The following is a 26,961-nucleotide window of genomic DNA, read 5'->3' on the forward strand; positions in this document are numbered from 1 at the left end:
GTTCTCTGAAAGAAGCCGCTAGACAGCAAAACTGGCGGCCAGCGAACCAATGATGAGATTCCAGCCATCGGCCAGCACAAACAGCATGAGCTTGAAGGGCAGCGCCACCAGCACGGGCGACAGCATCATCATGCCCAGCGACATGAGGATGGAGGACACCACCATGTCGATGACCAGAAACGGAATAAAGATCATGAAGCCGATCTGGAAGGCGGTCTTCAGCTCGCTGGTCACAAAAGCGGGTACCAGCACGCGCAGCGGCGCGGTTTCAGCGGTGACGCTGGCATCCAGCTTGGCCAGGCGTTTGAACAGCGAAAAATCGGACTGGCGCGTTTGCTTGAGCATGAAGCTGCGCATGGGCGCTTCGGCCTTGTCGATGGCCTGCTCGAAGCTGATGCTGTTCTGTGTATAGGGCAGGTAGGCGTCCTGATAGACCTTGTCCAGCGTCGGGCCCATCACAAACATGGTGAGGAACAGCGACAGACCAATCACCACCTGATTGGGCGGCGCAGACTGCGTACCCAGCGCCTGACGCAGCAGGCTGAGCACGATGACGATGCGGGTAAAACCCGTCATCAGCAGCAGGATGGCGGGCAGAAACGACAGTGCCGTAAAAAACAGCAATGTCTGAATAGGCACAGAATAACTGGCACCACCGGCACCCTGCCCTACCAGCAAGGGCAGGCTTGCAGGTGCGCTCTGCGCGGCGGCCAGCAAGGGCAGCGACAGCAGAGCAGCGGCGGCGGTGCGAGAGACGAACTTAGTCATTTCCAGAATCCCGGGCAGAACCCGCAGCCTGTGCACGCACCAGAGAGTCGGTGAATGAGGGCGGTTTTGCTACATATTCATTAGCAGCTTGCGCTTTTCCTGCATGGGTTTGAAGCACATGCAGGCATTGAATCTGCTGCGCGGTGACGCCCAGCACCAGGCGCACGGCTTCATGGCCCTCGCCCACTTGCACCGTCACCACGCGCTGCTGGGGGCCAATAGAAAGCGAGCCCAGTACCAGCTGCTGCATCGGGGCCGCGCCCCGCGCCATGCCCATGCCGCGGGGCAGCAAATTTTTGTTCTGCAGGCGGCGCACCAGCCAGGGCAGCGCCAGCATGGCGACGACAAACAAAACGACCAGAATCAGCGTGGGCCACATGGATGGAGCGGCTGTCATTGCAGTACCTGTGGCCGCGCTTGCCGCGTTCTCAACCACGGCTGACCCGGCGCAGGCGCTCGGAGGGGGTCACCACGTCCGTGAGGCGAATACCGAACTTGTCGTTCACCACCACCACTTCGCCCTGAGCGATGAGGTAGCCGTTGACCAGCACATCCATGGGTTCGCCAGCCAGTGCATCGAGTTCGACCACCGAGCCCTGCGCCAGCTGCAGAATGTATTTGATGGGTACCTTGGTGCGACCCAGCTCCACGGAGAGCTGAACCGGAATATCCAGCACCATATTGATGTCGTGCACAGGCACATCACCGTAGTTGCTGCGCGATGCATCACCGCTCAGCGGGCCGCCTTGCTCAGAGACATCGGGGCCGCTTGCGGCCTGATCGTGCTGACGCTGTTCTTCCAGCGCTTCGGCCCAACCCGAAAAAGGATCATCGCCCGCGGGCTTGTTGTTTTCATCAATTGCCATGCTTCTCTCCCATCCAGCCTGCATCGCCGCCGCGCAGGCTGCGCTCCACGCGGATTGCATATTTGTCGTTGTGCGTGCCGTACTGGCACTCGAAAACTGGCACCCCACCAATGGAGGCACGAATCAGTGGCTCGCGGTCCAGCTCAATAAAGTCGCCGGGGCGCATGGCCAGCAGTTGCTCCACCGTCGCATCGGCGCGGGCCAGCTCGGCCACCAGCGTCACCTCGGCAGATTGAATCTCACGGGTCAGCACCTTGACCCAGCGGCGATCGACCTCGATCGCATCACCCTGCGTGGATGAATACAGCACATCGCGAATCGGCTCCAGTGCGGCATAGGGCATGCAGACATGGATGGAGCCGGAGATATCGCCAATCTCCAGCTGAAACGCGGTGGAGACCACGATTTCGCTGGGTGTAGCGATATTGGCGAACTGGGGCTGCATTTCCGAGCGCTGATAGGCCAGCTCCAGCGGGTAAATGCCGTGCCAGGCTTTTTTGTATTCCTCGCAGATCACGTTGACCAGACGGTTGATCACGCGCTGCTCGGTGGTCGAAAAATCGCGACCTTCGATACGGGTCTGCAGACGGCCTGTGCCGCCATACAGGGTGTCGATCACGCCAAAAATCAGCGAAGGTTCGCAGACGATCAGGCCATTTCCGCGCAGCGGGCGAATGGCCATGATGTTGAAATTGGTGGGAACGGCCAGTTCGCGCAAAAAGGCGCTGTAGCGCTGCACGGTCACCGTGCCGACAGAAACCTCGGGGCTGCGGCGGATGAAGTTGAACAGGCCGATGCGGAAATTGCGGGCAAAGCGCTCGTTGACAATTTCCATGGTGGGCATGCGCCCACGCACGATGCGTTCCTGACTGGAGATGTCGTAGTTGCGGATCTGGCCGTCATCGACCTCCACCACTTCGGAACGCTGGCTTTCGCCGGTAACGCCTTCAAGAAGGGCGTCAACCTCTTCCTGGGAGAGAAAAGAATCGCTCATTCACTTCCTCTCTGCTTACTGAATGATGAAGCTGGAAAACAGCACGCGGCGCACGGGGCTCTTGCGGCTGGTGCGCGAGCTGTCTTCGTCCGCGTCTTCATCGCGTGAGCGCTTCTTGGCATTGGCGCCATAGCCCAGCGGTGCGGAGACCTCTTCCAGTATGTCGGCGGCCAGTTTTTCCTTGCCTTCACGGGCCAGCAGCTCATCGGCCGTGCGCTGAGACACCAGCAGCAAAATGCCGTTGCGAATGCTGGGCAGGTATTGTTTGACGGTGGAAGCGGTCTTCTCGTCGTTCAGCTCGAGCGTAATGCCCAGTTGCACAAAACGATCACCACCGGGGTCCGACAGATTGGCTACCATATTTTCCAGCGGCAGAAAAGTGGGCACCGAGGTCTTGGCGCTGACTTCTTCATCGCCCTCGCCACTGCTGTGCTGGCGTTGCATCATCAGCACATAGGCGGCAGCCGCCACAATGGCCAGCACGGCAACGATGGCCACGATGACGATCAGCTTCTTGCTTTTTGCAGGAGCAGGTGCAACAGGGGCGGCATTGGGATTGGCTGACACGGCGGGTTTCCTCAAGAGTGGGGGATGGCATCCACCCCGCAGCCATTGCCACGACACGGAAGATCCACGCCTGAATTATTCGCCGCCCACCACCCCGACCATTGCCGGAATAAAAGCGCGAAACCCGGTTTGATCCGGGTTTCGCTATCGCATTAACAGAGCGCGCAGGCTGTAAGAAACGCTACTTCCGCCTCAGACAAACAGGTCCACGCCCGTCTGCGCTGCTCGTGAGACCTGGCGTGTATTCAGCGCATCCACCGGCAGATCAGCCGCATTCACCGCCACCCGGGCGCTTCTGGCCTGCGCGCGCTGGCCATCATCCGACTGCCCGCCAGCGCCTTGCTGATGGGCGCCGCCGGCATCCACGCTCACGCCACTCAGGTTCAGACCCTGCGCTTCCAGCAGCTCACGCAGCTGAGACTGGCCATCCGCCAGCAGCTGGCGGGCCTGCTCATCATCCGCTGCGAAGCGCACATGCGCCTCCTGGCCGTTCAATTGCACCTGAACCTGAATCGGCTTTCCTTCATGCTGAATCGACAGCGAAGCGTTCTGCACCTTCTGGTGCACCCAGAAGGCCACTTGCTCGGACACTTCCTGCTCGCGCTCGGCAGGCGCCGACTCTTGACCGCTCAGGCTCTGCCCCAGATCCGATGCGTTCTGGCCGCCTCCCTGCATGCCAGCACCCGCTGCGCCCATGGCAGCGCCAATAGCGACAGCAGCGCCCGTTAAATCGTGCGATCCACTGCTGGAACCCGGCTTGCCTGCTACCCCACCCTCGTCCAACGACGCTGGGCGCGCAGCGCGCAGCAAGTCCTTGAGTCCTTCCAGGGTCTGTGGCTGCACGGCCGTCATGCCTTGCAGGCTGACGCCCTGATGGCCTGCCGCCTGCAGCTTCTGCGCAGCCTGCTCGGCACGCGCAGCCACGGGCTCATCAGCCGCCGCAAGCAAGGCGCTCTGGCTTTGCTCACTGTGATCGGCTTTGACGGGCAAGGCAGCATCATCAAAATTAGTAGCTACTTGCGCCTGTATTGATTGGGCTTGAGGCTGATTTGACTGCAAATCCTTACCCATAAAGGCCGCATGCGCGCCACCAGCACCCACATCGCCAGTCTGCAAGGCTTGGCGATGCGCCAGTTGCGTGACATTGCTGCGGCCCGAGAGAAAGTCGGTGGCCGCGCCCTGACGCATATCATCATCCCCTTGCGTATCCAGCCGTGCCGTCTGGCCCACCAGACTCATCCACGGCGCATGGCCTTGGGCAACAAGCAAAGTATCTTGCTCGGCAAGCCCAGGCAAGGTGGTTTTTTCTTCCTGTGCATCACCGGGCGGCAAGGCGACCTGCGGCAGGCCGGTGGCAGCAAAACTATCCAGCGCCGCCAGCAGCGATGAAAAAGCAGGGGCTTCATCACCCGCCGCCAGCGTGCTTTTGACCGAGGTCATGGCCTGAGCTGTGGTCTTGGCCACACGCGACTCAGCGCTGCGCGGGGTATCAATTCTGGTTTCCGCCATCGTCAAGCCTCCTGGAGCTGCAAGCCAAAGCTGCGCCGAAAAAAAGCCATGGCGGCGCGCTCATCGGTGTCTTTTTGCTCGCGGCGCATCTGCACCAGCGCCATGTCGCGCTTGCGCACCTGCACCACTTTTTGCAGGCTTGTCACGCGCAGTTCGGTGGCCAGCAAGGCCTGGCGGGCGGTTTCAAGGCGAATATCCTGATCGGCCACCATTCGGGTCTGCAGGCCAATGGCGTGCTGCAGCCGCTCCATGAACTGGTACTGGTGGTGCATGACCTCGGGTTGCACGGCCAGTCCTTCCTGCGCGCCCCAGCGGCCCTGCATCTCCTGCACATAGCCCTGCAACTGGTCCATCTGGGCCTGCGCCGCCTGCTGGGCGCGCTGGCGCTCCTGCATGGCGGTGCGGGCCGCGTCACGTTTGCGCTCTGCAGCTTCAATGGCGACATTCAATGCATTCAAGGACGACATCTAGGACAACTCCTTCACTCAACCGTTGCGGACTCAACCCTGTTGCATGGCCTGCGCCATGCCGCTCAGGCTTTGCTCCATGCTGGAGCTTTCAAACATGCTTTGCTGCAGAAAACCGGTCATGGCCGGTTGCAGCGCAATCGCTTCATCCAACTGCGGATCAGAGCCGGGCACATAAGCGCCCACCTGCACCAGATCGCGCCCCTTCTGGTAGCGCGAATACACGGCGCGAAAGCGGCGAGCCAGCTCGAAATGCTCACGCGAGACTACGTTGTGCATGACGCGCGAGGCCGACTGCTCAATGTCGATGGCCGGGTAGTGCCCGGTCTCGGCCAGTGCCCGCGAGAGCACGACGTGACCGTCCAGAATGGCGCGGGCCGCATCGGCAATCGGGTCCTGCTGGTCGTCTCCCTCAGACAGCACGGTGTAGAAAGCAGTGATGGAGCCCACACCATGCAATCCATTGCCGCTGCGCTCGACCAGCGCAGGCAGCTTGGCAAAGCACGATGGCGGGTAGCCCTTGGTGGCCGGGGGCTCGCCAATGGCCAGAGCGATTTCGCGCTGGGCCATGGCATAGCGGGTCAGCGAATCCATGAGCAACAGCACATGCTTGCCCTTGTCGCGGAAATGTTCGGCAATCGCCGTGGCGTAGCTGGCACCCTGCATGCGCAGCAGTGGCGGTGCATCGGCCGGGGCAGCCACCACCACGGCACGACTACGATCCTGCGCCCCCAGAATGTCTTCGACGAATTCCTTGACCTCGCGGCCACGCTCGCCAATCAGCCCCACCACAATCACATCGGCCTGGGTGTAGCGCGCCATCATGCCCAGCAGCACGGACTTGCCCACGCCCGAGCCGGCAAACAGGCCCAGACGCTGGCCGCGCCCCACGGTCAGCAGCGAATTCAGCGCCTTGACACCGGTATCGAGCGACTCGCGCACCGGGTCGCGGTCCATGGCGTTGATGGGGTTGCGGTCCAGCACCTCGGGCACCACGCCCTCCAGCGCGGGGCCACGGTCCAGCGGAATGCCTTGCGAATCGACCACGCGGCCCAGCAGACCATCCCCCATGGGCAGGCGCAACACGCCCACGGTCTGGCTGACGTCCTCGGCCGCCTCCACGCCCAGCTGGGGCACGGGAATAAAGGGCGCAGCGGGCACGACCATGGCCCCGCTGGACAAGCCCTGAATATCGCCGGCAGGCATCAGAAACGCGCGCTCGCCAGCAAAACCAACGACTTCGGCCAGCACGGGCTCCTGTCCTGGTTGATGGATATGGCATTGCGCGCCCACGGGCACGCGCAGGCCTGAAGCCTCCAGCACCATGCCCGTTAGCTTGGTCAGGCGGCCCCGGCATTCCAGCGGCACAGGCTGGGCATAGCGCGCCCGCGCCTCGCTCATGAATTGCTGCCAGGAGTTGTCACTCATGCCTTGTCTCCCTCGTACCAGGTGGAGACCAGGCCCAGCGCAGCCACAGCACGGCGCCAGCGCTTTTCCAGACCACCATCAATCTCGGCACCGCCAGACTCCACCTTCACATCGCCCGCAGCAATAGAGGCATCGCCCACCCACTGAATGCGGCTGTGCGCGCCATGCTCGGCACGCAGGGGCTCATCGAGCACCTCAAAGTCAGCAGGATTGAGGCGCACGGTCACCGGGCGGCTTTCTTCGACCAGCATGTCCAGCGCTTCGCGAATCACGGGCAGCAAGGCCTGTGGCTGGCTGCGCAGCTCCTGGCGCACCACCTGCCGGGCAATGTCGCAGGCCAGGTTCAGCAGCTCTTGCGCCGTGGCGCTCTGCATCTGCTTGAAGTTGTCTTCCAGCCCCTGCAGCACGCTGTTGACCCGGCGCACACTTTCACGGCCTTCACCGCTGATATGGTCATCCATGCGCTGCTGCCATTGCTGCTGTGCCTGTGCGCGACCTTCGGCCAGGCCTTGGGCATGACCTTCTTCGCGGGCCTGCTCCAGCAATTGCTGCAACTGCTCTTCATCAATGGCCGGCTCTGCAGGCGGCTGCTCCACCACTTCGGCCTCAGGCTGGGCTTGGGGCTGGTGCGTGATCGAAGGCGAAAACCCGTTGAACTGGGGAGAGCCGGCAGGGATGAAGGCCGCGGCCTGCATGGGCTTGAAGGCATCGCCCGGCGCATCCACCGCACCAAAGCGCCACCGCACCACGGTGCTGTTGTCAATTTCTTCCTGCGGAATAAAGCGCGAATTGGAGCGTGGAGGCTGGCCGTTAGACATAACTGTCCTCCGCGCTATTGCCGATAGTCACCTGCCCTTCTTCGACCAGACGACGAACGACCTTGAGAATTTCCTTCTGCTGCGCTTCCACTTCGGACAGGCGCATGGGTCCACGTCCGTCCAGATCTTCGCGCAGCGACTCGGCCGCACGCATGGACATATTGGCCAGAATCTTGTCGCGCACCTCCATGGAGCCGCCCTTGAGCGCCACGATCAGCGTCTCGGACACCACTTCGCGCAGCACCATCTGCACCGAGCGGTCGTCCAGCTTGACCAGATCGTCGAAGACAAACATCTTGTCCATGATCTTCTGCGCCAGCTCGGGGTCGTAGTTACGGATGGTGTCCAGCACAGCCACATCGGCATTACCGGCCATCTGGTTGAGCATTTCAGCCGCCGTCTTGACGCCGCCCAGCGAGGTTTTGCGAATCTTGTCGCCACCAGCCAGCACCTTGAACAGCACCTCGTTCAGATCCTTGAGTGCCGTGGGCTGAATGCCCTCCAGCGTGGCCACGCGCAGCATGACTTCGCTGCGAAAGCGCTCAGGCAGCTGCATCAGCACGGCGGCGGCCTGCTCAAACTCCAGGTGCACCAAAATGGCCGCCACGATCTGCGGATGCTCACCGCGCAGCAACTCGGCCACGGACAGCGGGTCCATCCACTTCAGACTTTCAATGCCCGAAATATCACCGCCCTGCATGATGCGGTCGATCAGCAGCGCGGCCTTGTCATCGCCCAGCGCGCGCTTCAGTACCGAGCGCACATAGTCGCTGGCATCGTCTACCAACAAGCTCTGCGAGGCGGCATCGCTGGTGAAGCGCTCAATCACAAAATCAACCTTCTCCCGCGTCACACCACGCATGCGGGCGATGGTCTCGCCCAGCTTCTGCACTTCCTTGGGCGAGAGATGTTTGAACACCTCAGCCGCCTCTTCCTCACCGAGGGAGACCAGCAAGATGGCAGCGTCGTTCAGACCTCTATCGTCCATATTCAAACTCTCTGTGTATTCAGTTCTCTATGACGCTTGGCGTCACTCACATGCTCTGCACAGGCACACCCAAGTCAGTGACACCGAGCAAGAGCCGCCTCGCAGCGAAGGTGTTGTCCCCATTCCATAGCGCGAAGCGCGTAGAGAAAGGGGGAAGGCGCTTCAGCGCCTCAGAGGGTTAGCTCTCACCATTTATCCATGTCTTCACAATGTTCGCCACCGCAATCGGGTTCTGTTTGGCCAGGCTGCGCGCCTGATCCATGCGTTCCTGCTCCTTGGTCGGCGACAGATCCGTCACCGGGCCAGCCAAGGCTGGGCGATCCAGCGCATCGCCTTCAATCGCGTTGAGCTGACCACCGGGCGCCGTCTTGCTCGCCTTGAGCAAGGGACGAACCAGCCCCAGCAGCACCAGTGCGCCAAACAGCGCCAGCGCAATCGGCACGCCAAGGCTCTTGGCCATGGCCTGAATTTCAGGGTCTTTCCACATGGGCAGCTCGACCGGTGCAGCACTGCTATCCATGAATGGCGCACTGACCAGATTGACCGAGTCGCCGCGATCCGCGCTGTAGCCCACGGTCTCGCGCACCAGCATCAGCAATTGCTCTTGCTGCTGGGCCGAAAGCGGTCGCATACCCGAGCTGACTGCCGCTGCAGCCGCCGCCGTACTGGCATCACCCGCAGCCACCGCCAGCGGTGCGTTGACAACCACTGCCGCTGTCAGGCGCTTGATGTTGCCGGTGCTTCCGCGTGTGACCTTGACGGTCTTGTCCACTTCGTAATTCGTAATCGACTCTCGCTTGCCGCTGCCCTGCGCGCCACGCCCCTGACCCCCATCAGCAGCCTGAGGCGCTGGGTTGGCACCGTTGATGGGCGCTGTGGAGTTGGTCGGTGGCTGGTTGCTGGTGGCGCCGGGGACACCGGTGGGCGGGGTCGCCTTGGCTTCGCCCCCCGTCTCCATCACCTGCTGGCTGCGCACCGCACCACTGTCACCTGCCTGGTTGGGGCGGTGCTGCTCAGAGGTTGATTCGGTCTGGCTGAAGTCCAGATCTGCCGAAACCTGGGCCTTCACATTGTTCTTGCCGACGACGGGCTCCAGAATGTCCAGAATGCGGCGCACATACTGCTGCTCGACCTGCTGGGTGTAGAGGAACTGCTGCATGTCCACGCTGCCAGCGCTGCCGTCTGGCGACTGCGACAGCAGCTTGCCCGTATCGTCGAGCACGCTGACGGCGCCGGGCTCCATCTCAGGCACGCTCGACGCCACCAGATGCACGATGCCGGCAATCTGCGCGCGATCCAGCACGCGGCCGGGGTGAACGCTCAACAGCACAGAGGCCGAAGGCTTTTGCTGCTCGCGGAAAAATCCGTTTTGGTTGGGCAGTGCCAGATGCACGCGTGCGCTTTGCACGGCGTTGAGCGCGAGGATGGAGCGGGTCAGCTCGCCCTCCAGCCCGCGCTGGAAATTCAGACGCTCCTGAAACTGGGTGATGCCGAATTTGCTGTTTTCCATCAGCTCAAAGCCAGTCACCGAGCCTTTGGGCAAGCCCTGCGTGGCCAGCTTCAGGCGCACATCGTGCACGCGGTCTGCAGGGATCAGGATGGAGCCGCCGCCTTCGCTGTACTTGTAAGGCACGTTCATCTGCGTCAGCTGCGCCACGATGGCACCGCCATCCTTGTCGCCGACATTGGAGAACAGCATCTTGTAATCAGGCTGGCGGTAGAACACCGCCGCGGCCACGATACCGACGGCGACCAGCGCAGCCAGTGCACCCCAGCGAAGACGCTGACCTCGATCGAGCGCATTCCAGCGCTGCGTCATCGCAGGGCGGGAAACAGGCACAGCATTGGGGACAGGTACTTCAGCTACAGCAGACATCTTGGTTCCATGGTGTCAGACCCCACACGGGGTCTAGCGTCCAGTGGATTATTCGGACTCACGGCTATCGCGTTCCCTCGATAAGAGCGCCGATTCACCCATTTATTACCCGTCTGCCATCTGCTGAAAAAACTACGATCACCTCCAACTCATCAAGCCTGTTGGATATTGATATGGACCTGAAGATCCCTGCCCTCTCCCCCGCCCAACTGGGCACCCAGCTCACCAAAGTCGGCGGCGCCGGCACTGCGCCCGTGGCTGGCGGATTTGGTCAAGCCCTTCAAAGCGCGCTGCAATCGGTCAGCTCTGCGCAAAACCACTCCAGCCAGCTGCAGCGCGAAGTGCAGCTGGAAAACCCGGCCGTAAGCCTTGAGCAGACCATGCTCGCCATGCAAAAGGCGCAAATCGGCTTTCAGGCCACGCTGCAGGTACGCAACCGTCTGGTACAGGCTTACTCAGATGTGATGAATATGCAGGTGTGACTCCCGCACCTCAGACACGGCAGATTGCCCTCCAAGGCTTGCCCGCATGTTCTAGTGACATGCGGGTTTTTTGTCGCCTGCGCCCGGCAACAAGCCATCCCCAAAAAAACAGCCTGAGTCTCAGAGAGACCAGACTGTTTTCAGGCTCTAGTGCTTATGTATCAAGCGCAGGCAGCTATTCTTTTTAAAAACCCAGACTCGCCAGCAGATCATCCACCTGCGTTTGCGATGTCACCACATCCACCGTGTTTTCCGGATCCACCACAGGACCGGCGAGCTTGGGCTGCGCGGCTTCGACAGGCGCCAGAGCTGGTGCCTGCGCGGCTTCGGGCGAGGTCTGAATCAGCAGCTCCAGCAGCTGCGATTCCAGATCTGCCGCCAATGACACCACGCGGGCAATGACCTGGCCGGTCAGGTCGTGAAAGTCCTGCGCCATCATGATTTCGGTCAGGTGGCTGCCCGTCTGCTGCGTGCTTTCTTCCACATCCTGCAGATAGTTCATCACGCCGCCCTTGGCCACAGCGGCCACGGGGTCCTTGATGAGTTCTGCGCGCATGGAGCCGGTGCGCTCGGCCAGCGAATCCTGCTGGCTCTGCATCACCTCGACCTGGCCCAGCACCTTGTCCGCCGCCTCACCCGTCAGGCGGGCGATATAGGACAGGCGGCTTTGCGCATCGGGCAACTCACCCATGCTGCCGCGCAAGCGATCCGCATAGCCCAGCTCATTGAGAGAGTTATGCAACTGGCGTGTGAGCACGCCAATCTTGTAATGGACGTTGACAGAAGCCCCGGGGTCGCTGCTCATGGCTTAGAGGTCGAGTTTCTTGATGATGAGGTTGACCTTCTCTTCCAGCGTGGCCTTGGTGAAGGGCTTGACGATATAGCCAGCCGCGCCGCCCTGTGCTGCAGCGACGATGTCTTCCTTGCGGGCCTCGGCCGTCACCATCAGCACAGGCAGATGCTTGAGCTTCTCGTCCTGCTTGATCTCGGTCAGCAACTGAAAGCCGTTCATGTTCGGCATGTTGATGTCGGTCACCACAAAATCAAACTTGCTGGCACGCAGCTTGTTGATGGCAACCATGCCATCTTCGGCCTCATCGGCATCGGCAAAGCCACTCTCCTTGAGCAGGTTGCGCACGATACGGCGCATGGTGGAGAAGTCGTCAACAATCAAAAATCGCAGGGCATTAGCCACGAGAGGCCCTTTCGGTCGGAATAGGTGCGTGGGAACAAATCTTCAGCCGTGATAGTAACAATTTGTCAACTTCATGGCGATGGGCGTGCATTGTCAGGCTTTTCGACAGCCTCCGGGGCAACTTCAGGGCTTGTTACAACAAACTCTTCCTTGGGCCCCAAAGACTGCTGGGCGACCGAGCTGGGCGCAGCAGGTCTTGGCTTGGTCTTGTTGATGGTGCTGGCAGCCTCTTCGGCGCTGGTTACCTGCTCCGTGTTGCGGTCCTTGTCTTGACCCAGCATACGGCGCTCGGCTTCCTTGGTCAGCACAGTAATCGTGATGCGGCGGTTCTGCGCGGCGCGCGTTTCCTCGGGCAGCAAGGGGTCGCTGCTGGCCATGCCCACCACGCGCGCCAGCTTGTCCATCGGCATGCCGGCGGCCACCAGCTCGCGGCGCGACGCATTGGCCCGGTCGGCGGACAGCTCCCAGTTGCTATAGCCCCGATCGGCATTGCCATAGGGCGCTGCATCGGTGTGGCCAGAGAGACTGATGCTGTTCTCCGCACTGCCCATGGCTGCGCCAATTTCCCGAAGAATGTCGCGCATATATGGTTTGACCAAGGCGCTGCCGCTGTCGAACATGGGGCGGTTTTGCTCGTCGACGATCTGGATCATCAGCCCGTCCTGGGTGATCTCGGTGCGAATCTGCGAGCGGTATTCGTTGAGCTTGGAGTTGCTGGCGATCATCGCTTCCACCTTGGCCTTGAGCGCATGCAGGCGCTGAGCGTCCCGCTTGGACTCATCAGCGCGCCCCATGGCCTGGCTGGAGCGACGGTTGGCGTTGTCATCCGCTTCCGAGCGGCGCACCTGGCCGTGAACCTTGGATAAGTCGTTGCCACCGCCGGGCACGATACTGGAGCTATTGCCCGCACCGCTGCCACCCGACATTGCCACCTTCAGGGGGGAGTTGAAATACGCGGCAATGCCTTGCAGTTCGCCCTGGGCAGTCGATCCCAGCAGCCACATCAGCAAGAAGAACGCCATCATCGCCGTCACAAAGTCGGCATAGGCAATCTTCCAGGCACCGCCATGGTGGACATGGGCCGCCTTTTTTACGCGCTTGATGATGATGGGCTGCAGCTTCTTGTCAGCCATGGAGTCGCTCCAGATCAGACTCGCAATGCAAGTGACCGCTCATCATTTCTTGCCCTTGACGTGGTTTTCCAGCTCCAAAAAGCTGGGGCGCTCGGTAGAGAACAGCACCTTGCGGCCAAACTCAATAGCCGTGCCCGGGTTATAGCCCTGCATGCTGGCCAGCAATGTGGCCTTGATGCACTCAAACTCCTTGGCCGCATCCTGCACGCGCTGCTCCAGCAGGGCTGCCATGGGCTCCACCAGCCCATAGGCCAGCAAAATACCCAGAAAGGTCCCCACCAGTGCCGAGGCAATCATGCCGCCCAGCACTGCGGGAGGTTGACCCACAAAGGCCATGGTGTTCACCACCCCCAGCACGGCCGCAATAATGCCGAAGGCTGGCAGCGCACCCGCCAGGCGGTTCAGCGCCATCACCGGACCATGGGCCTCGGCGTGATGGGCTTCAATTTCGCTGTCCATCAGCGCTTCGATCTCGTGGGAATTGAGGTTGCCCGAAACCATCATGCGCAGATAGTCGGTCAGGAACTCCATCACATGGTGATCTGCCATCAGCTGCGGATAGTTCTGAAATACGGTCGACGACTGCGGATCTTCCACATCGGCCTCAATGGACATCAGCCCCTCTTTTCGGGCCTTCTGCAGCAACTCATACAAGAGCGCCATGATCTCCATATACCGCGCCTTGGTGAAGCGCGAAGGCTTGAGTGCAGCCGGTATGGCCTTGAGCGTAGCCTTGAGCACCTTGGGCTGATTGCTCACGATGAATGCGCCCAGCGCGCCGCCGCCAATGGTCACCATCTCGAATGGCAGTGCCTTGACAAGAACACCCACGCTACCGCCATGCAGCACATACATGCCAAAGATGCAGCCGAAGGCGACGATATAACCGATGAGAACAAGCATAGGTGCCGATTGTGGAGTTGCTGGCCCGCCGCCATAGGCGCAAAAAGCTGGGCGTTTGGGCGATAGATCGGCAGCTAGCGCGAGATATGTAGGGAAAGTCTGACATGCGCACTCACGGGCGCGCAGCGACGCGCCGAGACTCAAAACGCTGAATCCGTTACATCCAGAAAAATATTTGCAGAACTCTCTAAAGTTTTGGGGGGATGGCTCCGATAACAACATCAACAGGGAAACAAAGCCCTGTAACCAGCGAGCCACAGCAGCAAATAAACAGGAACTGCAGGCTGGGGTGCTGGATTGGGCTGCCGCCGCCGCCCACCCTGAAAAGTTTCAGGTCACTGTGGCGGCGTCGTTTTGATCGCATCAAGGAGTTCGCACCATGGCAATGACCATCAACACCAATATCCAGTCGCTCAACGCTCAGCGCAATCTGGGCACCTCGCAATCTTCGCTGTCCACCTCCATGCAGCGCCTGTCTTCGGGTCTGCGCATCAATAGCGCCAAGGATGATGCGGCTGGCCTGGCCATTGCCGAGCGCATGAGCGCTCAGGTTCGCGGCCTGAACCAGGCTCAGCGCAATGCCAATGACGGTGTTTCTTTGGCCCAGACGGCTGAAGGCGCACTGGGCACCATTGGTGGCAACCTGCAGCGTATTCGTGAGTTGGCTGTTCAGTCTCGCAATGCCACAAACTCTACGGAAGACCGAGCCGCACTGCAAAAAGAAGTAGCGCAGCTGACGAGCGAAATTGATCGTGTGGCCAGCACGACTTCTTTCAACGGCACTAAGCTGCTGGATGGCTCCTTCACCAGCCAAGCTTTTCAGGTGGGCGCCAATCAAGGCCAAACAATTGATATCGCTTCGATTCAGAATTCGAGCGTTTCTCAGTTGGGTGACTGGAATAGCGTGGTTCAGGGTGCAAAGACCACAAGCGGCGCAGTACAGGCCGATGCGACATCGACGCCCGTCACGACCACAGCTGCATTTGATTTTTCGGCGCTAGAGGCTGCCACAGGCTTTGCTGGCGGCGACGTCACCATCGGTGATAAGACAGTTACCCTGAGCGCGATCCCTCTTGACGCCGCCAAGACGGCCCCATCTGATGATGCTGCGATGCAAAAAGCCATTGCAGACCAGATCTACAACGGCTTCAAAGATCAACTGCCCGCCGGTGTTTCCATCGCCTACGATGGTGCTGGAAAAATAGATCTGACAAACGCCTCGTTGGACGACACAATCAAGATCGCTAAAACGGGTACTGAAATCACTGCAGCTAATGCAACCGCAGCTGCTGGTACCGGCGCATTCTCCGCCTTGACGGGAGACAACTTCAAGATCAATGGCGTTGGAATTGAGGTCAAGGGTCAGTACAGCAGTGATCCTAATGCTCGTCGCCAGCAGCTGGTTGATGCAATCAATGGCTATACATCGCAAACCAATGTCACAGCTTCGGTTCAAGGCGACAAGGTGGTGCTGAATAGCAAGACTGGCGATATCAAGATTGAGACCGATAAGGTCGATCTTCTGGCAGCGAACGGTTTCAAGGCAGTTGATACTGCGGGCACTGTCGACGGTTACAAGGCTGCTGAAACTAAAAAAGGCTTTCAAGGCATTGATGTCTCGACCGTTGAAGGTTCTGACAACGCCATCCTGGCCATGGACGCAGCACTGAAGTCGGTCAACTCCGCACGTGCTGACCTGGGTGCCATCCAGAACCGCTTTGAATCGGTAGTCTCCAATCTGAGCGTGAATAGCGAAAATCTCTCGGCTTCCAAGAGCCGTATCATGGACGCTGACTTTGCTTCGGAAACCGCCAATCTGAGCCGCTCGCAGATTCTGCAGCAGGCCGGTACGGCTATGGTGGCCCAGGCCAATCAGCTGCCACAAGGCGTGCTGTCCCTGCTGCGCTAAGCGCGAAATTCTCCCTGGCAGTGCTCTGCCAACGGTTTTCAAAAAGGTCTCTTCGGAGACCTTTTTTGCGTCTGGAGCTTTGAACTACTGTGCTCTGGGCGCTTTTCCGCGGACGGCTCAATCCCACAAATAGCGGGACTTTGGGCTGCTTTTCGGTCTTATGCATGGACTGGCTTGCCTCAACAATCTTCGTACCCGGAATACCAGACTTTTGTCGACGTTTCCGGTCACGTGGGCCAGCGCCGTTCGCTGGCCGTGAAAACGGCTAGTACGTCGCCGGTTTACTGGCTTGAAACAGGAGCACATGCATGGCAGCCATCATCAATACCAATATCCAGTCACTCAATGCACAGCGCAGTCTGAGCTCATCCCAAAGTCAGCTGGCGACCTCCATGCAACGCCTGTCATCGGGCCTGCGCATCAATAGCGCCAAGGATGATGCCGCAGGCCTGGCCATTTCTGAGCGCATGACGACCCAGGTGCGCGGTTTGACCGTTGCGATGCGCAATGCCAACGATGGCATTTCGCTGGCGCAGACCGCTGAAGGTGCCTTGGGTTCGCTGGGTAACAACCTGCAGCGCATTCGAGAATTGGCGGTACAAGCCCGCAATGCGACAAATTCCCTGGAAGACCGTGCAGCGCTGGATGCGGAAGTACAGCAGCTCAAAGCTGAAGTGACGCGCGTGGCACAGCAGACCAGCTTTAACGGGACCAAGCTGCTGGATGGATCCTTCACCAATATGGCATTTCAGGTGGGCGCTAATCAGGGGCAGACCATCGATATTTCCGCAATTGTGAATGCCAATGTGGATACCCTGGGTAGTTGGGAGAGCGTGGCTGTTCCATCAAAACTGACGGGTTCTGCAATTGCTGGCAGTAACGCAGTCGTGACCGTCCCTGCCAAAACCAGCTGGAACATTGCCGATCCGGCTGTAGATGGCTCCTATGGCCCATCTACTCTGTCGATCAATGGCGGAACGGCCGTGAATGTCGCTGCAGTCACTGCGGTTGGAACACCGCCTGCGACCGCCGTTCAAATAGCGACTGCCAAAGACACTTTGGCAACGAATATTCAGACTGCGCTGAATGCAGCCGTTCCGAACGGGCTAGGTGCAGGTGCAGTTTCTGTGAGTGTGGTGAATGGCAAGATTGAGATCGTCAACAACACAACGAGCAGTGCGGTTGTCGCTCCGTCTGCCGGGTCCCCTCTCGGTAACACTACTCTGAGCGTGAACGCGGCAAAGAGTGTGACCTCGGGTGGCATGCCTGCAGCAAGCGTGCAAATCAATGGCGTGACACTGAATTTGCCTGCGCAGGAAAGCGCTAGCAATCGGATCAATGATTTGGTAACCCAAATCAATTCAGCAAGCACTACTCCTAAGGTGCAAGCATCCATTGTGAATGGCGCACTTTCACTAACGTCCGCATCCGGTGATGTGGTTGTCGGTTTACCCGCCCCACAAACGATCCCTGTTACCGATAACGACGTTATTGCTGCAGCGACGGGTTTGTCAGTAGGAACAACCAATGAGTCGAGCCCCCAGCGCGTCCCTGGAACTAGAGGCTTCGTAGGTGCTGAGGCTGACAAGAAAGGCTTTGCAGACCTTAATGTGCTGGATGCCGAATTTGCAGACAACGCAATTTTGGCCATGGACGCTGCACTGACTGCGGTCAATGGAGCCCGTGCCACACTGGGTGCGGTACAGAGCCGGTTTGAGACCACCGTCAGCAATCTAAGTGTCAATGCCGAAAACCTTTCCGCATCTCGCAGTCGCATCATGGATGCTGACTTTGCAGCTGAAACCGCCAATCTGAGCCGCACGCAGATCCTGCAACAGGCGGGAACGGCCATGGTGGCTCAGGCGAATCAGCTGCCCCAGCAAGTGCTCAAGCTGCTCCAGGGTTAATTCAGGTAACCGAGCGAAGTTCTGCACTCAAGTGGCTTGGCTTTTTGCCGATAAACCGTGTGCAGTACTGTCCACAGGTGGCAGGCTGAGTATGTCAGCCCACCGATTCAATGACGCAAACCATGTGTGCTGCGCGCGTGCGCGTTTGCGGCTAGGGAGATTTGTATGGGTATCAATTCGGTGGGTATTGGCAGTGGACTGAATGTGGAGTCCATCGTCTCGCAGCTGGTGGCGCTGGAGTCCAAGCCTCTGGCCACGCTGCAGACCAAGGCCACAGGCATCAATACGCAAATTTCGGCATTCAGTCAGCTCAAATCTCAGATTGCCAATTTGCAGGAGCAGGCCGCCAAACTCACCAAGAAAGATACCTGGCTGGGCAATACCTTGACTTCGTCCAATTCGGCTGCCGTCAGCGGTACAGCCACGTCGGCTGCGGTGCAAGCCACTTATGACTTGATGGTTTCGCAAATGGCCGCAGGCCAGACGGTGGGCTCGGGTCTGGTGACCAATGGCTCAGCTTTGGGGACCGGCAAGCTGACCATCACCATGGGGCAATGGGACAGTACCGATAAAGCGGGTGTGTCTAGCGGTTTCAAGCCCAATGACAAGGACGGCAAGGAAGTCAGCTTCACCGTGGATATCACGGCCGAAGATGATTCCCTGGCCAAGATTGCAGCAAAGATCAATGCCGCCAAGGGCGATGTCAGCGCTACCGTTCTCAAGGATCACACAGGCGAGCGCCTGGTGCTGCAGTCCAAGACCACGGGTGTCAATTCGGCTTTCAAGGTGGAGGCAGAGGGCGCGGGCTTGCAGCAGCTTGCGTATGACGGCGGAAATACCGCTGGCAGCATGAGCCGATCTGTGCAGGCGCAAGACACACTCGCCACCATCAATGGCATTCAGATGGCGTCGCACACCTCCACCTTCACGGACGTGGCGGAAGGTGTGACGCTGACGGTTTCGCAAAAGTCAGTCAAAGACGCTGAGCCCGTGCGCATCACCATTGCCAATGACAGCGCAGCAGGGAAGACGGCGCTCAAGAATTTGGTGGAGTCGTACAACGCTTTGAGCAGTGCGCTCAAAACGATGACGGCTTACGACAAGGACAGCAAGACTGCCGGTACCTTGCAAGGTGACTCCACTGCGGTGAACCTGCAATCGGCTCTGCGCCGTATCGTGTCCGGCCCTGGCGGTTCAGACAGTGCGTTTGGCAGTTTGTCGCAGATCGGTCTTGCCTTTCAGGCAGATGGCACGCTCAAGATAGATGACACCAAGCTGGACAAGGCACTCAAGGACCCGGAGAGTCTGTCTCAATTTTTTGCTGTAGATGTGGAAGATGCCAACGAGGATGGTCTCGCGATTCGCTTGAAAGATTTCACGACCGGATTGCTGGCGACGGATGGAATGTTTAGTACCAAGGACACCTCACTCAAGGAGTCTTTGAAGCGCAATTCGTCGGACCAGTCTCGCCAGAGTTCGCGCATTGCGGCTTATGAAACACGGCTGCGCGCCCAGTACTCGCGGCTGGATACACAGATGGCGAGCTTGTCCGCGCTGGATACCTATATCACCCAGCAGGTCGCTTCCTGGAACAAGTCCAGCAGCTGAACTATCAAGCGCTGAAGATAGGACTTAATTCCCCTTTGAGTCTGCCGATAACAAAAGCAGTAATTTGAGAAACTGCATCTAAGGAGTGTCGTGATGTTTTCCCCTGCTAATGCGCGCGCAATGTCGGCTTACCGTCAGGTGGGTGTGCAATCCATGGTGGACAGCGCATCACCTCAGCAGTTGATCAAGATGCTGTTTGATGGCCTGCTGGCGTCTATCAATGCCGCTCGTGGCGCAATTGAGCGCGGCGATATCAGCGAGAAAGTGCGCCATATCAGCAAGGCCATACGCATTCTGCAAGAAGGTCTGCTGGGCGCTCTTGATCAGGAAAAAGGCGGTGAGCTGGCCGGCAATCTGGCCTCTCTTTATGAGTACTGCACGACACAGCTGACATTAGCCAATGCCCGCAACGATGCGCGCATGGTGGATGAAGTAGCAAACCTTGTGGGGACCGTGGCACAGGGCTGGACTGAAATAACAAATGCACCGGCTCCTGCCAGTGCTTAAAAATATGGAGCACACATTGATCGACTTCTACCGCGCCATTGAGGAGAGCAGTGCCAAGATGCTGCAAGCCGCTCAGGAAAAAGACTGGGACGGTGTTGCGCGCTATGAAGGCACTTGTGCCGTGCTGATTGAGCAACTGCGCTTTCGCTCTCGTGATGAAAAGCTGGCCCCCGATCTGCGCAAGGAAAAGGCACGCATCATGCAGCGCATCTTGCGCAACGATGCCCAGATTCGCGTACTGGCCGAGCCCTGGCTGGCCACTTTTGAGCACATGTTTGACGGCCAGCCGCATGTGATGCACTGATCACAAAACTTCCACAAAAAAGCCCTGCTGCAGCAATGCAATAGGGCTTTCTCTTTGGGTCTTTATTCAGATGAATATTTGGCTTCAAGTGCAATACCATCAATCGATAGAGTGCTATCAAATTAAAAGTGCCGACCAAAGAGAAGCCGCCTGGTTCACAGATCCATATCTGCAACCACAGCGGCTGGTTTCTGAAGAGGTTCGCCAACAGCGAACCACGGCAATCAATGTGCGCGCATCTTGGTGCGCAGGCGGGCAATAGCCTGGCTATGCAGCTGGCAGACACGGGATTCGGTCACGCCCAGCACAGCGGCGATTTCCTTGAGATTCATGTCGTGCTCGTAGTACATGCCCATGACGTACTGCTCGCGCTCTGGCAGGTTTTTGATGGCATCGACCAGAGCCAGGCGCAAACGCTGATCGCGCAGCAGCGCGAAGGGATCGGCACCCGCGTCGGCGACATGGCGATCCAGATAGTCGTCACTGCCGTCAGCGTCGCTACCACCCATGTCTTCCAGGTAGACGAGCTGGGTGCCGCGTACCTTGCCCAGCAGGGACTGGTAATCGTCCAGCGCCATGCCTAGCTCGGCAGCAATTTCTGACTCCTGAGGCGAGCGACCAAGGCGCTGCTCCAGACGGTTCAGCGCATGCTCGATGTCCTTCTGACTTTTACGAGAGCTGCGGCTCATCCAGTCGCCTTCGCGTAGCTCATCAAGCATGGCACCGCGAATTCGCTGGCTGGCGAAAGTATCGAATTGCACGCCTTGCTCGCTCTCGAATCGTGACAGCGCTTCGGCCAGGCCGATCATTCCGACCTGGATCAAGTCATCCAGCTCCACATTCGGTGGCAGTTTGGCGATCATGTGCAGGGCAATCCGACGCACAAGCGGTACATGCTGACGAATCAGCGCATCGCGGTCGAGTTGGCCTTTGGCGGTGTACATGGCAGTCAATGGCTCCAGACAAGAGATTCAGGCGCAGCAGCCGCTGCGGGCTGGGTGTGCATGGGCAGGATACAGGCCGTCTTGAGCATGTGCAGTGTGAGCTGATGCAGGTCACTGGCTTGACGCCAGCGCAAACGCATGAGCACCGGTGCATCGCCCAAGTGGCGCTGCGAACACTGTAGCAAAGCATTCAGACGCTGTAAGCGTGTCTGAGCATTTTGCTTGGCTGTGAGCACGCTGCTTTGCTGGCGACTCCAGTCGTATTTTTGCGGACCGCTTTCGGCAAGAGGAGACTCAAGCGCGGCAATCGTGCACTCCACGCCCGCAAACACGGCAAGGTGCTTGAGCTGCCGATAGCTGTCAATCAAATGCTCTGCATCGGGCGGCACGACCAGCAGCGGTTGTAGACCCTGGCCTTGCAGCAGAGGCGTCAACGCCTCACTGCTCGCATAGATGATGACCGTGGTGTAGCCGCGCACATAGGCTTGCAGCGCCGTCAACAAATCCATGCCCATTTCATCGGCCGTGGCCTTGAGCTGTTTAAGCCCTTGGCGTGCTGGCAGGCTGGCTACGGACTGGGTATCACTGACGGTAGAGCGCAGCCCGGCCTGCGCCTGCCATGCGTGCTGCACCAGCAGCTGTGCAAGGCCAGGCGTGTGCAGGGATTCTGTCTGGCTGCCATCCAGCACCAGTACTTTTTGCCCAAGGCGTTGCAACTGGGCGCACAGCGGCCAGAGCACGGCCTGCTCTGCCGCCGCACCCGAGGCGCTTTGCAGCATGGCCAGCACGCGCAGACCAGCGGTACTCGCATCGCTGACATGCAGGGCCATGCCCTGATGCATGGGGGAGCGACGCTCAAGCATGGGCGGCCTCGATGCCGTTGGCAGACGAGGGGGTGAAGAAGAAATCCAGATCCAGCGACTGCGGATCAAATGCGGATTTGACCGCTGATCGCATGGAGGCCGACACCAGCAACTGGGCACTAGCGCGCTCCCAGTCTTCAGGCACGCGCTGGCCGTTGGTCACGCCGCGCAGCTGAATCTGGTGGCGAATCAGGGTGTCGACCGATGGACCGATCTTCACGGCTTCATCGACCTTGGTGAGGATGGCCTGGTGCGAGCCACGGGCCTTGAAGGCCTGCATGACGTCGTCCTGCGCATCGCCTTGCGCCGCTGCGTTGACGGCCAGCAGTTGCTGCACGCCGTCGATAGCCAGCACATCCATGATTTCGTCTTTACGGGGGTCGCGCGGGGCCACACCTGTGGTGTCGATGATCACCATTTTCTTGCTTTGCAGCAGACCCAGCAGGTCTTGCAACGCAGCCTTGTCATGGGCTTGGTGGGCCACCATGCCCAGCATGCGTGCATAGGTGCGCAGCTGGTCATGACCGCCGATGCGGTAGGTGTCCAGCGTGATCAGGCCCACAGAGGCAGGACCGTGCTTGGCGGCGCACAGCGCGGCCAGCTTGGCCGTGGTCGTGGTCTTGCCCACACCGGTTGACCCCACCAGCGCGAACACGCCACCCTGGTCGTAAATAGCGGGCTGGGCAGCATCGGTGCGCAGATTGCGCTCAAGCACCTGCATGAGCCAGCGCACGGCGTCGCCCGCAGACAATGATGCAGGCAGGCGCTCAATCAGCGCACGCGAGAGTGTGGGTGAGTAGCCAGCGCGGATGAGCTTGTGCATCAGACTGGATTGAATGGGGTTCTGGCGCGTCTGACCCAGCCAGGTCAGGGTGTTGAAGCGCTCTTCAATCAAGTCCTTCATGGACTGCATCTCAGCCATAAAGTTCTGAGGAGCCGCTGCGGGCGCAGCCTTGGCGATGCTTTCCTTGGTCTGAATCGGCTCGGGGCGCATCGGGTTATGGCGTGCCACCCCCGCATTGGCAGCAGCGGCCTTGGTAGCCATCGCAGGGCGTTCGCTGTTGCGATCCTGCACCCTCTGGGCGAAAGTGGGTAGGGCATCACTGCTCTCCAGCGAGGATTCGTGGCGGCGGCGCAGCATGCGTTCGCGCACATAGTCCTGGAAGGTCAGCGTGCTCATGGAGAGCTCTTCTACATCGTCCTGCACGGAGTGCTGGGCCAGTTCCTTGATGGGCTTGACTTGCGCGGCCTGGCTCTGCACCTGGCTTTTCATTTCTCGTGCCTGCTCTTCCTTGGCAGTCTGGCGGGCCAGCACATGGTCTAGCGTGCTCATGCCTTCGCTGCGGCTTTCGGCGCGCTTGGGCGCACGTTCTTTGCGCAAGCCCATGCTTTCATCAGCGGCACGGCGCTCCAGTGCTTGCTGCAGGGGAGAGCTGGTTTCAAGACCAGCGTCCATATCCTTCAGCGTTTCTTCAGCCGTCGCCATGACTTCCACGCCATCAGGCGTCTGACGGTTGGAGAGAATCAGGGTGCCGTCGCCAAAAACCATGCGCGCCTTGGCCAGTGCCTCACGGGCGGTCGGGGCGTAAAAGCGTTTGATGTTCATGCGGATGCACCTTTAAGAATCGGGCCGATGCGTATGGTGTGCGTCTCGGGAATCTCGCTGTGCGCGAGCACCTGCAGACGCGGCGCCACACGGCGCAGCAGCTTGGAAAGAGAGTTGCGGATCGCGTCTGGCACCAGCAGGCAGGCGGGCAGGCCCAGCTCTTCCTGTTGGTTGGCGACATCGACCGCTTTTTGTGTGAGGATTTCCGCCACGCCGGGGTCCAGCGATGGGGCATTGGGATTCGACAGTGCCTGCACCAGCAGGCGCTCCAGGCCGGGCTCGATGGCAATCACATTGAGCTCGCGGGTGGGGCCATAGATCTGCTGCACGATGGCTGGCGACAGCGCAATGCGCACGCGACGCGCCAGCTCCACCGGGTCGCTCGTCTGCGTGGCGTTTTCGGCCAGCGTCTCGATGATGGTGCGGATATCACGAATGTGCACAGAGTCCTCCAGCAGCAGCTGGAGCACTTTCTGGAACGTTGTGATGGGCACCATTTTCGGGATGACTTCTTCAATGAGTTTGGGAGCGAGCTTGGCCACGTGGTCAACCAGTTGCTGTGTCTCGGTACGGGACAGCAGCTTGGCCGCGTGCACTTGCATCAAGTGTGACAAATGCGTGGCCATCACAGTTTCCGAATCAACGACGGTAAAACCGGCCATTTGTGCCGCTTCCTTTTGCCGTTCATCGATCCAGTGGGCTGGCAAGCCGAATGCCGGGTCGGTCGTGGCGGTGCCAATCAGCGGCGTGGTGATGCCACCGGGGTTGATCGCCAGAAACATGCCGGGAAAGGCCTCGCCCTCGCCCACCATCACGCCGCGCAACGTCATGCGATAAGCGCTGGGCTTGAGTTCCAGGTTGTCACGCACATGGACAGCGGGTGGCAAAAATCCCACTTCCTGCGCAAACTTGCGGCGCACCCCCTTGATACGGGTCAGCAGATCGCCCTGGCGGCTCTTGTCCACCAGCGCAATCAGGCGGTAACCCAGCTCCAGTCCCAGCAGGTCCACGGGCTGCAGATCGTCCCAGGTGGCCTCGCCATCGGCCTGCGCCTGTTGCTGCTGCGGCGCAGGGGCGCTGCTTTGCTCAGCCACACGGGCTTTCTCTTTTTTATCGAGCGACCACGCGCCCCAGCCCAGCAAAGCGCCCATGAGCAGAAATACCGTGTGCGGCATGCCGGGGATCAGGCCCAGCATGATCATCACGCCTGCCGTAATGCCCAGCACCTTGGGCGACATGAACAGCTGCTGCACGATCTGGCGGCCCATGTCAGCATCTTTGCCCACGCGCGAGATCACCATGGCCGACGCCACCGAAATCAGCAGACCCGGAATCTGCGCCACCAGCGCATCACCCACGGCCAGCAGAATGTAGCTGTCTGCCGCCTGCCCGGCGGACAGGCCGTGCTGCACCATGCCGATGATCAGGCCGCCAATCACGTTGATCACCAGAATCAAGATGCCGGCAATCGCATCGCCGCGCACAAACTTGCTGGCACCGTCCATGGAGCCAAAGAAATTGGCTTCCTCACCCACCTCGGCACGGCGGCGCTTGGCCTCTTTTTCGTCGATCAGACCCGCATTCAGGTCGGCATCCACGGCCATCTGCTTGCCGGGCATGGCGTCCAGCGTAAAGCGGGCAGACACTTCGGCAATACGCTCGGCGCCCTTGGTAATCACCACAAAGTTGATCACCACCAGAATACTGAACACGATCAGACCCACGGCAAAGTTGCCGCCAATCAGAAAGTGACCAAACGCCTCAATCACCGCACCCGCAGCGCCGGGGCCGGTGTGGCCCTCCATCAGCACCACGCGGGTGGAGGCCACGTTCAGCGACAGGCGCATCAGCGTCGTCAGCAGCAGCACCGAGGGGAAGGCCGCAAAGTCCAGCGGCTTGATCATGTAGGCTGCCACCATCATCACCATCAGCGCCACGGCGATGTTCAGGGTAAAGAAGGTGTCCAGCATCCACGGGGGAACCGGCAGCACCATCAGGCCGAGGATGGCCACCACCAGAAGAGGAGCCGTCAGCCCTTGCAGAGCGCCGGCATTGCTGCCAGACCATTTCTGAAAAATTTGCAGAGGATTGGACTTCATCACACATTACCTTCTTGCTGCGCAGCGGCATCTGCCTCTGCGGTCTGGGTTCGACCGCGCTGCGGATCCAGCTCCACCGGCACCGGGGGCTCGCCCAACTCTTCAGGCATGGGGCCTTGACCGCTCAATGCGGCCTTGAGGCGATAAACATAGGCCAGCACTTGGGCCACCGCCGTGTAGAGACCGGAGGGAATGGCCTGATCCAGATCGGCATGGGCATAGAGCGCACGCGCCAGCATGGGCGACTCCAGCACGGGAATCTTGTGCGCACCGGCAATTTCACGAATCTTGAGCGCTACCAGGTCTGTGCCCTTGGCAATCACCTGCGGGGCGGCCATGGTGGCGTCGTCATAGCGCAGTGCCACGGCATAGTGCGTGGGATTGGTCACCACAAAGTCCGCACGAGGCACGGCGGAAACACTGGCACGATCGGCAATCTCGCGCTGCTTCTGGCGCAGCTTGCCCTTGAGCTGAGGGTTACCATCAGATTCCTTGTGCTCCTGCTTGACTTCCTCGTGGCTCATCTTCAGGCGCGACTTGAACAGAAAAGCCTGCAGTGGCACGTCGATCACCGCCACCAGCAGCACCACAACCAGCAGCAGCGTGACGCCGGTGCTGAGCCAGGATCCGACCATGGACAGCGCCATGGGCGATGGCTGGGCCGACACCGAGGCGATCTCGGCAATGTTCGCACTCATGTACTTCCAGGCCACAAAGCTCAGAACAATGGTCATCAGCACCATCTTGACCACGGTGGTCATCTGCTGCTTGGAAAACAGGTTTTTGAGGCCCGACAGGGGGCTGAGCTTGCTGAATTTGGGCTCAATGGTCTTAAAGCTGAAGATCCAGCCGCCCGCAGCCACACCCGACAGCACCGAGGCGCCAGTGGTCACCAATGCAAAGATGACCGCCACGCTCAGGCCCAGCACCAGCATGGGCTGTACCCGCTCCAGCATCATGGCGGGCGTCTTCGCGGCTGCAGCGTTGAACACCAGTTGCTGGGCCATGGCTTCGCGCATGTAATTGATCAGGGGCTGCGTGCCCATCAGCATCAGCAATGCACCAGACCCCAGAATCGCCAGATGCGAGAGATCGCGCGAACGCGCACCCTGACCGTCTTCTCGCGTTTTCTGCAGCTTGCGCTCGGTAGCGGGTAGATTTTTGTCTTGGGATTCGGACATGACGCACGGACGGATGGGATAGCCAGATTGTCCGAATCT

The 26,961-nt window shown here is 59.8% G+C and carries 26 protein-coding genes; 6 read left to right on the plus strand and 20 right to left on the minus strand.

Going from position 1 to position 26,961, the window contains the following annotated elements; translation table 11 throughout:
• Positions 1-18: 18 nt before the first annotated feature.
• The 11 genes from fliP to fliF all read right to left on the minus strand — a co-directional run bounded on the left by fliP (position 19) and on the right by fliF (position 10,281).
• Positions 19-768: a flagellar type III secretion system pore protein FliP gene (fliP, locus tag HF327_RS08190; RefSeq protein ID WP_169107779.1), complete on the minus strand. Its 750-nt coding sequence runs from the start codon at positions 766-768 to the stop codon at positions 19-21.
• Positions 761-1,147 carry a FliO/MopB family protein gene (locus tag HF327_RS08195; protein ID WP_169107951.1) on the minus strand — a complete coding sequence of 129 codons (387 nt, stop codon included), beginning with the start codon at positions 1,145-1,147 and terminating at the stop codon, positions 761-763. Before HF327_RS08195 ends, fliP begins: the two co-directional genes overlap by 8 nt.
• A 49-nt stretch (positions 1,148-1,196) precedes the next feature.
• Positions 1,197-1,634, minus strand: a complete 438-nt coding sequence (gene fliN, locus HF327_RS08200; protein ID WP_169107780.1) for a flagellar motor switch protein FliN — start codon at positions 1,632-1,634, stop codon at positions 1,197-1,199.
• Positions 1,624-2,628, minus strand: coding sequence for a flagellar motor switch protein FliM (fliM, locus tag HF327_RS08205; RefSeq protein WP_169107781.1), 1,005 nt, complete (start codon positions 2,626-2,628; stop codon positions 1,624-1,626). Before fliM ends, fliN begins: the two co-directional genes overlap by 11 nt.
• A gap of 15 nt (positions 2,629-2,643) precedes the next feature.
• On the minus strand, positions 2,644-3,195 hold the full coding sequence (locus HF327_RS08210) for a flagellar basal body-associated FliL family protein (protein WP_169107782.1): 552 nt from the start codon (positions 3,193-3,195) through the stop codon (positions 2,644-2,646).
• Between the two features lie 192 nt (positions 3,196-3,387).
• Complete coding sequence (locus tag HF327_RS08215; RefSeq protein WP_169107783.1) at positions 3,388-4,704, minus strand: flagellar hook-length control protein FliK; 1,317 nt, start codon at positions 4,702-4,704, stop codon at positions 3,388-3,390.
• Between the two features lie 2 nt (positions 4,705-4,706).
• Positions 4,707-5,171: a flagellar export protein FliJ gene (locus tag HF327_RS08220; protein WP_169107784.1), complete on the minus strand. Its 465-nt coding sequence runs from the start codon at positions 5,169-5,171 to the stop codon at positions 4,707-4,709.
• Between the two features lie 33 nt (positions 5,172-5,204).
• A complete protein-coding gene (gene fliI, locus HF327_RS08225) occupies positions 5,205-6,599 on the minus strand; it encodes a flagellar protein export ATPase FliI (RefSeq protein WP_169107785.1) in 1,395 nt (464 codons plus the stop codon).
• Positions 6,596-7,417, minus strand: a complete 822-nt coding sequence (locus HF327_RS08230; protein WP_169107786.1) for a FliH/SctL family protein — start codon at positions 7,415-7,417, stop codon at positions 6,596-6,598. Before HF327_RS08230 ends, fliI begins: the two co-directional genes overlap by 4 nt.
• On the minus strand, positions 7,410-8,405 hold the full coding sequence (fliG, locus tag HF327_RS08235; protein WP_099740013.1) for a flagellar motor switch protein FliG: 996 nt from the start codon (positions 8,403-8,405) through the stop codon (positions 7,410-7,412). The genes HF327_RS08230 and fliG overlap by 8 nt, the downstream gene beginning before the upstream one ends.
• Positions 8,406-8,583: 178 nt before the next feature.
• A complete protein-coding gene (gene fliF / locus HF327_RS08240; protein WP_169107787.1) occupies positions 8,584-10,281 on the minus strand; it encodes a flagellar basal-body MS-ring/collar protein FliF in 1,698 nt (565 codons plus the stop codon).
• A 173-nt stretch (positions 10,282-10,454) separates the two neighbouring features.
• Here fliF and fliE point away from each other — a divergent pair, with 173 nt between their 5' ends.
• Positions 10,455-10,763, plus strand: coding sequence for a flagellar hook-basal body complex protein FliE (gene fliE, locus HF327_RS08245; RefSeq protein ID WP_169107788.1), 309 nt, complete (start codon positions 10,455-10,457; stop codon positions 10,761-10,763).
• Between the two features lie 184 nt (positions 10,764-10,947).
• Here fliE and HF327_RS08250 read toward each other — a convergent pair whose 3' ends face one another.
• From HF327_RS08250 to motA, 4 genes are all read right to left on the minus strand, one after another.
• Positions 10,948-11,568, minus strand: coding sequence for a protein phosphatase CheZ (locus tag HF327_RS08250; protein ID WP_169107789.1), 621 nt, complete (start codon positions 11,566-11,568; stop codon positions 10,948-10,950).
• Positions 11,569-11,571: 3 nt separating this feature from the next.
• Complete coding sequence (cheY, locus tag HF327_RS08255) at positions 11,572-11,958, minus strand: chemotaxis response regulator CheY (RefSeq protein WP_099740009.1); 387 nt, start codon at positions 11,956-11,958, stop codon at positions 11,572-11,574.
• A 71-nt stretch (positions 11,959-12,029) separates the two neighbouring features.
• Positions 12,030-13,091, minus strand: a complete 1,062-nt coding sequence (motB, locus tag HF327_RS08260) for a flagellar motor protein MotB (RefSeq protein WP_169107790.1) — start codon at positions 13,089-13,091, stop codon at positions 12,030-12,032.
• A gap of 42 nt (positions 13,092-13,133) precedes the next feature.
• Positions 13,134-13,994 (minus strand): flagellar motor stator protein MotA, encoded by an 861-nt coding sequence (gene motA, locus HF327_RS08265; RefSeq protein WP_169107791.1) that lies wholly within the window; start codon positions 13,992-13,994, stop codon positions 13,134-13,136.
• A 379-nt stretch (positions 13,995-14,373) separates the two neighbouring features.
• On the opposite strand from motA, the gene HF327_RS08270 reads away from it, so the two are divergent.
• From HF327_RS08270 to HF327_RS08290, 5 genes are all read left to right on the plus strand, one after another.
• Positions 14,374-15,903: a flagellin gene (locus HF327_RS08270; RefSeq protein ID WP_169107792.1), complete on the plus strand. Its 1,530-nt coding sequence runs from the start codon at positions 14,374-14,376 to the stop codon at positions 15,901-15,903.
• Between the two features lie 308 nt (positions 15,904-16,211).
• Positions 16,212-17,810, plus strand: coding sequence for a flagellin N-terminal helical domain-containing protein (locus HF327_RS08275; RefSeq protein ID WP_169107793.1), 1,599 nt, complete (start codon positions 16,212-16,214; stop codon positions 17,808-17,810).
• Positions 17,811-17,975: 165 nt separating this feature from the next.
• On the plus strand, positions 17,976-19,418 hold the full coding sequence (gene fliD / locus HF327_RS08280) for a flagellar filament capping protein FliD (protein ID WP_169107794.1): 1,443 nt from the start codon (positions 17,976-17,978) through the stop codon (positions 19,416-19,418).
• Positions 19,419-19,511: 93 nt separating this feature from the next.
• Positions 19,512-19,925 carry a flagellar export chaperone FliS gene (gene fliS / locus HF327_RS08285; RefSeq protein ID WP_169107795.1) on the plus strand — a complete coding sequence of 138 codons (414 nt, stop codon included), beginning with the start codon at positions 19,512-19,514 and terminating at the stop codon, positions 19,923-19,925.
• Between the two features lie 4 nt (positions 19,926-19,929).
• On the plus strand, positions 19,930-20,229 hold the full coding sequence (locus HF327_RS08290; protein WP_169107796.1) for a flagellar protein FliT: 300 nt from the start codon (positions 19,930-19,932) through the stop codon (positions 20,227-20,229).
• Positions 20,230-20,453: 224 nt separating this feature from the next.
• Here HF327_RS08290 and HF327_RS08295 read toward each other — a convergent pair whose 3' ends face one another.
• From HF327_RS08295 to HF327_RS08315, 5 genes are read right to left on the minus strand one after another with little or no spacing between them, the layout of a single operon-like run.
• Positions 20,454-21,173 carry an RNA polymerase sigma factor FliA gene (locus HF327_RS08295; RefSeq protein ID WP_169107797.1) on the minus strand — a complete coding sequence of 240 codons (720 nt, stop codon included), beginning with the start codon at positions 21,171-21,173 and terminating at the stop codon, positions 20,454-20,456.
• A gap of 5 nt (positions 21,174-21,178) precedes the next feature.
• Positions 21,179-22,036 (minus strand): hypothetical protein, encoded by an 858-nt coding sequence (locus tag HF327_RS08300; RefSeq protein WP_169107798.1) that lies wholly within the window; start codon positions 22,034-22,036, stop codon positions 21,179-21,181.
• Entirely contained in the window at positions 22,029-23,642 is a 1,614-nt protein-coding gene (gene flhF / locus HF327_RS08305; RefSeq protein ID WP_169107799.1) for a flagellar biosynthesis protein FlhF, read from the minus strand. The genes HF327_RS08300 and flhF overlap by 8 nt, the downstream gene beginning before the upstream one ends.
• Complete coding sequence (flhA, locus tag HF327_RS08310) at positions 23,639-25,741, minus strand: flagellar biosynthesis protein FlhA (RefSeq protein ID WP_169107800.1); 2,103 nt, start codon at positions 25,739-25,741, stop codon at positions 23,639-23,641. The genes flhF and flhA overlap by 4 nt, the downstream gene beginning before the upstream one ends.
• Positions 25,741-26,922 carry an EscU/YscU/HrcU family type III secretion system export apparatus switch protein gene (locus tag HF327_RS08315; RefSeq protein ID WP_169107801.1) on the minus strand — a complete coding sequence of 394 codons (1,182 nt, stop codon included), beginning with the start codon at positions 26,920-26,922 and terminating at the stop codon, positions 25,741-25,743. Before HF327_RS08315 ends, flhA begins: the two co-directional genes overlap by 1 nt.
• Positions 26,923-26,961 lie beyond the last annotated feature (39 nt).

The sequence above is a fragment of the Comamonas suwonensis genome, from assembly GCF_012844455.2.
In the GTDB taxonomy this organism is placed as follows: Bacteria; Pseudomonadota; Gammaproteobacteria; order Burkholderiales; family Burkholderiaceae_C; genus Comamonas; species Comamonas suwonensis.

Excerpts from the sequence above, each read along its gene's own strand:
- fliP (WP_169107779.1), bottom strand. The coding sequence starts at position 768 with ATGACTAAGTTCGTCTCTCGCACCGCCGCCGCTGCTCTGCTGTCGCTG.
- HF327_RS08195 (WP_169107951.1), bottom strand. The coding sequence starts at position 1,147 with ATGTGGCCCACGCTGATTCTGGTCGTTTTGTTTGTCGTCGCCATGCTG.
- fliN (WP_169107780.1), bottom strand. The coding sequence starts at position 1,634 with ATGGCAATTGATGAAAACAACAAGCCCGCGGGCGATGATCCTTTTTCG.
- fliM (WP_169107781.1), bottom strand. The coding sequence starts at position 2,628 with ATGAGCGATTCTTTTCTCTCCCAGGAAGAGGTTGACGCCCTTCTTGAA.
- HF327_RS08215 (WP_169107783.1), bottom strand. The coding sequence starts at position 4,704 with ATGGCGGAAACCAGAATTGATACCCCGCGCAGCGCTGAGTCGCGTGTG.
- HF327_RS08220 (WP_169107784.1), bottom strand. The coding sequence starts at position 5,171 with ATGTCGTCCTTGAATGCATTGAATGTCGCCATTGAAGCTGCAGAGCGC.
- fliI (WP_169107785.1), bottom strand. The coding sequence starts at position 6,599 with ATGAGTGACAACTCCTGGCAGCAATTCATGAGCGAGGCGCGGGCGCGC.
- HF327_RS08230 (WP_169107786.1), bottom strand. The coding sequence starts at position 7,417 with ATGTCTAACGGCCAGCCTCCACGCTCCAATTCGCGCTTTATTCCGCAG.
- fliG (WP_099740013.1), bottom strand. The coding sequence starts at position 8,405 with ATGGACGATAGAGGTCTGAACGACGCTGCCATCTTGCTGGTCTCCCTC.
- fliF (WP_169107787.1), bottom strand. The coding sequence starts at position 10,281 with ATGTCTGCTGTAGCTGAAGTACCTGTCCCCAATGCTGTGCCTGTTTCC.
- fliE (WP_169107788.1), top strand. The coding sequence starts at position 10,455 with ATGGACCTGAAGATCCCTGCCCTCTCCCCCGCCCAACTGGGCACCCAG.
- HF327_RS08250 (WP_169107789.1), bottom strand. The coding sequence starts at position 11,568 with ATGAGCAGCGACCCCGGGGCTTCTGTCAACGTCCATTACAAGATTGGC.
- motB (WP_169107790.1), bottom strand. The coding sequence starts at position 13,091 with ATGGCTGACAAGAAGCTGCAGCCCATCATCATCAAGCGCGTAAAAAAG.
- motA (WP_169107791.1), bottom strand. The coding sequence starts at position 13,994 with ATGCTTGTTCTCATCGGTTATATCGTCGCCTTCGGCTGCATCTTTGGC.
- HF327_RS08270 (WP_169107792.1), top strand. The coding sequence starts at position 14,374 with ATGGCAATGACCATCAACACCAATATCCAGTCGCTCAACGCTCAGCGC.
- HF327_RS08275 (WP_169107793.1), top strand. The coding sequence starts at position 16,212 with ATGGCAGCCATCATCAATACCAATATCCAGTCACTCAATGCACAGCGC.
- fliD (WP_169107794.1), top strand. The coding sequence starts at position 17,976 with ATGGGTATCAATTCGGTGGGTATTGGCAGTGGACTGAATGTGGAGTCC.
- fliS (WP_169107795.1), top strand. The coding sequence starts at position 19,512 with ATGTTTTCCCCTGCTAATGCGCGCGCAATGTCGGCTTACCGTCAGGTG.
- HF327_RS08290 (WP_169107796.1), top strand. The coding sequence starts at position 19,930 with ATGGAGCACACATTGATCGACTTCTACCGCGCCATTGAGGAGAGCAGT.
- HF327_RS08295 (WP_169107797.1), bottom strand. The coding sequence starts at position 21,173 with ATGTACACCGCCAAAGGCCAACTCGACCGCGATGCGCTGATTCGTCAG.
- HF327_RS08300 (WP_169107798.1), bottom strand. The coding sequence starts at position 22,036 with ATGCTTGAGCGTCGCTCCCCCATGCATCAGGGCATGGCCCTGCATGTC.
- flhF (WP_169107799.1), bottom strand. The coding sequence starts at position 23,642 with ATGAACATCAAACGCTTTTACGCCCCGACCGCCCGTGAGGCACTGGCC.
- flhA (WP_169107800.1), bottom strand. The coding sequence starts at position 25,741 with ATGAAGTCCAATCCTCTGCAAATTTTTCAGAAATGGTCTGGCAGCAAT.
- HF327_RS08315 (WP_169107801.1), bottom strand. The coding sequence starts at position 26,922 with ATGTCCGAATCCCAAGACAAAAATCTACCCGCTACCGAGCGCAAGCTG.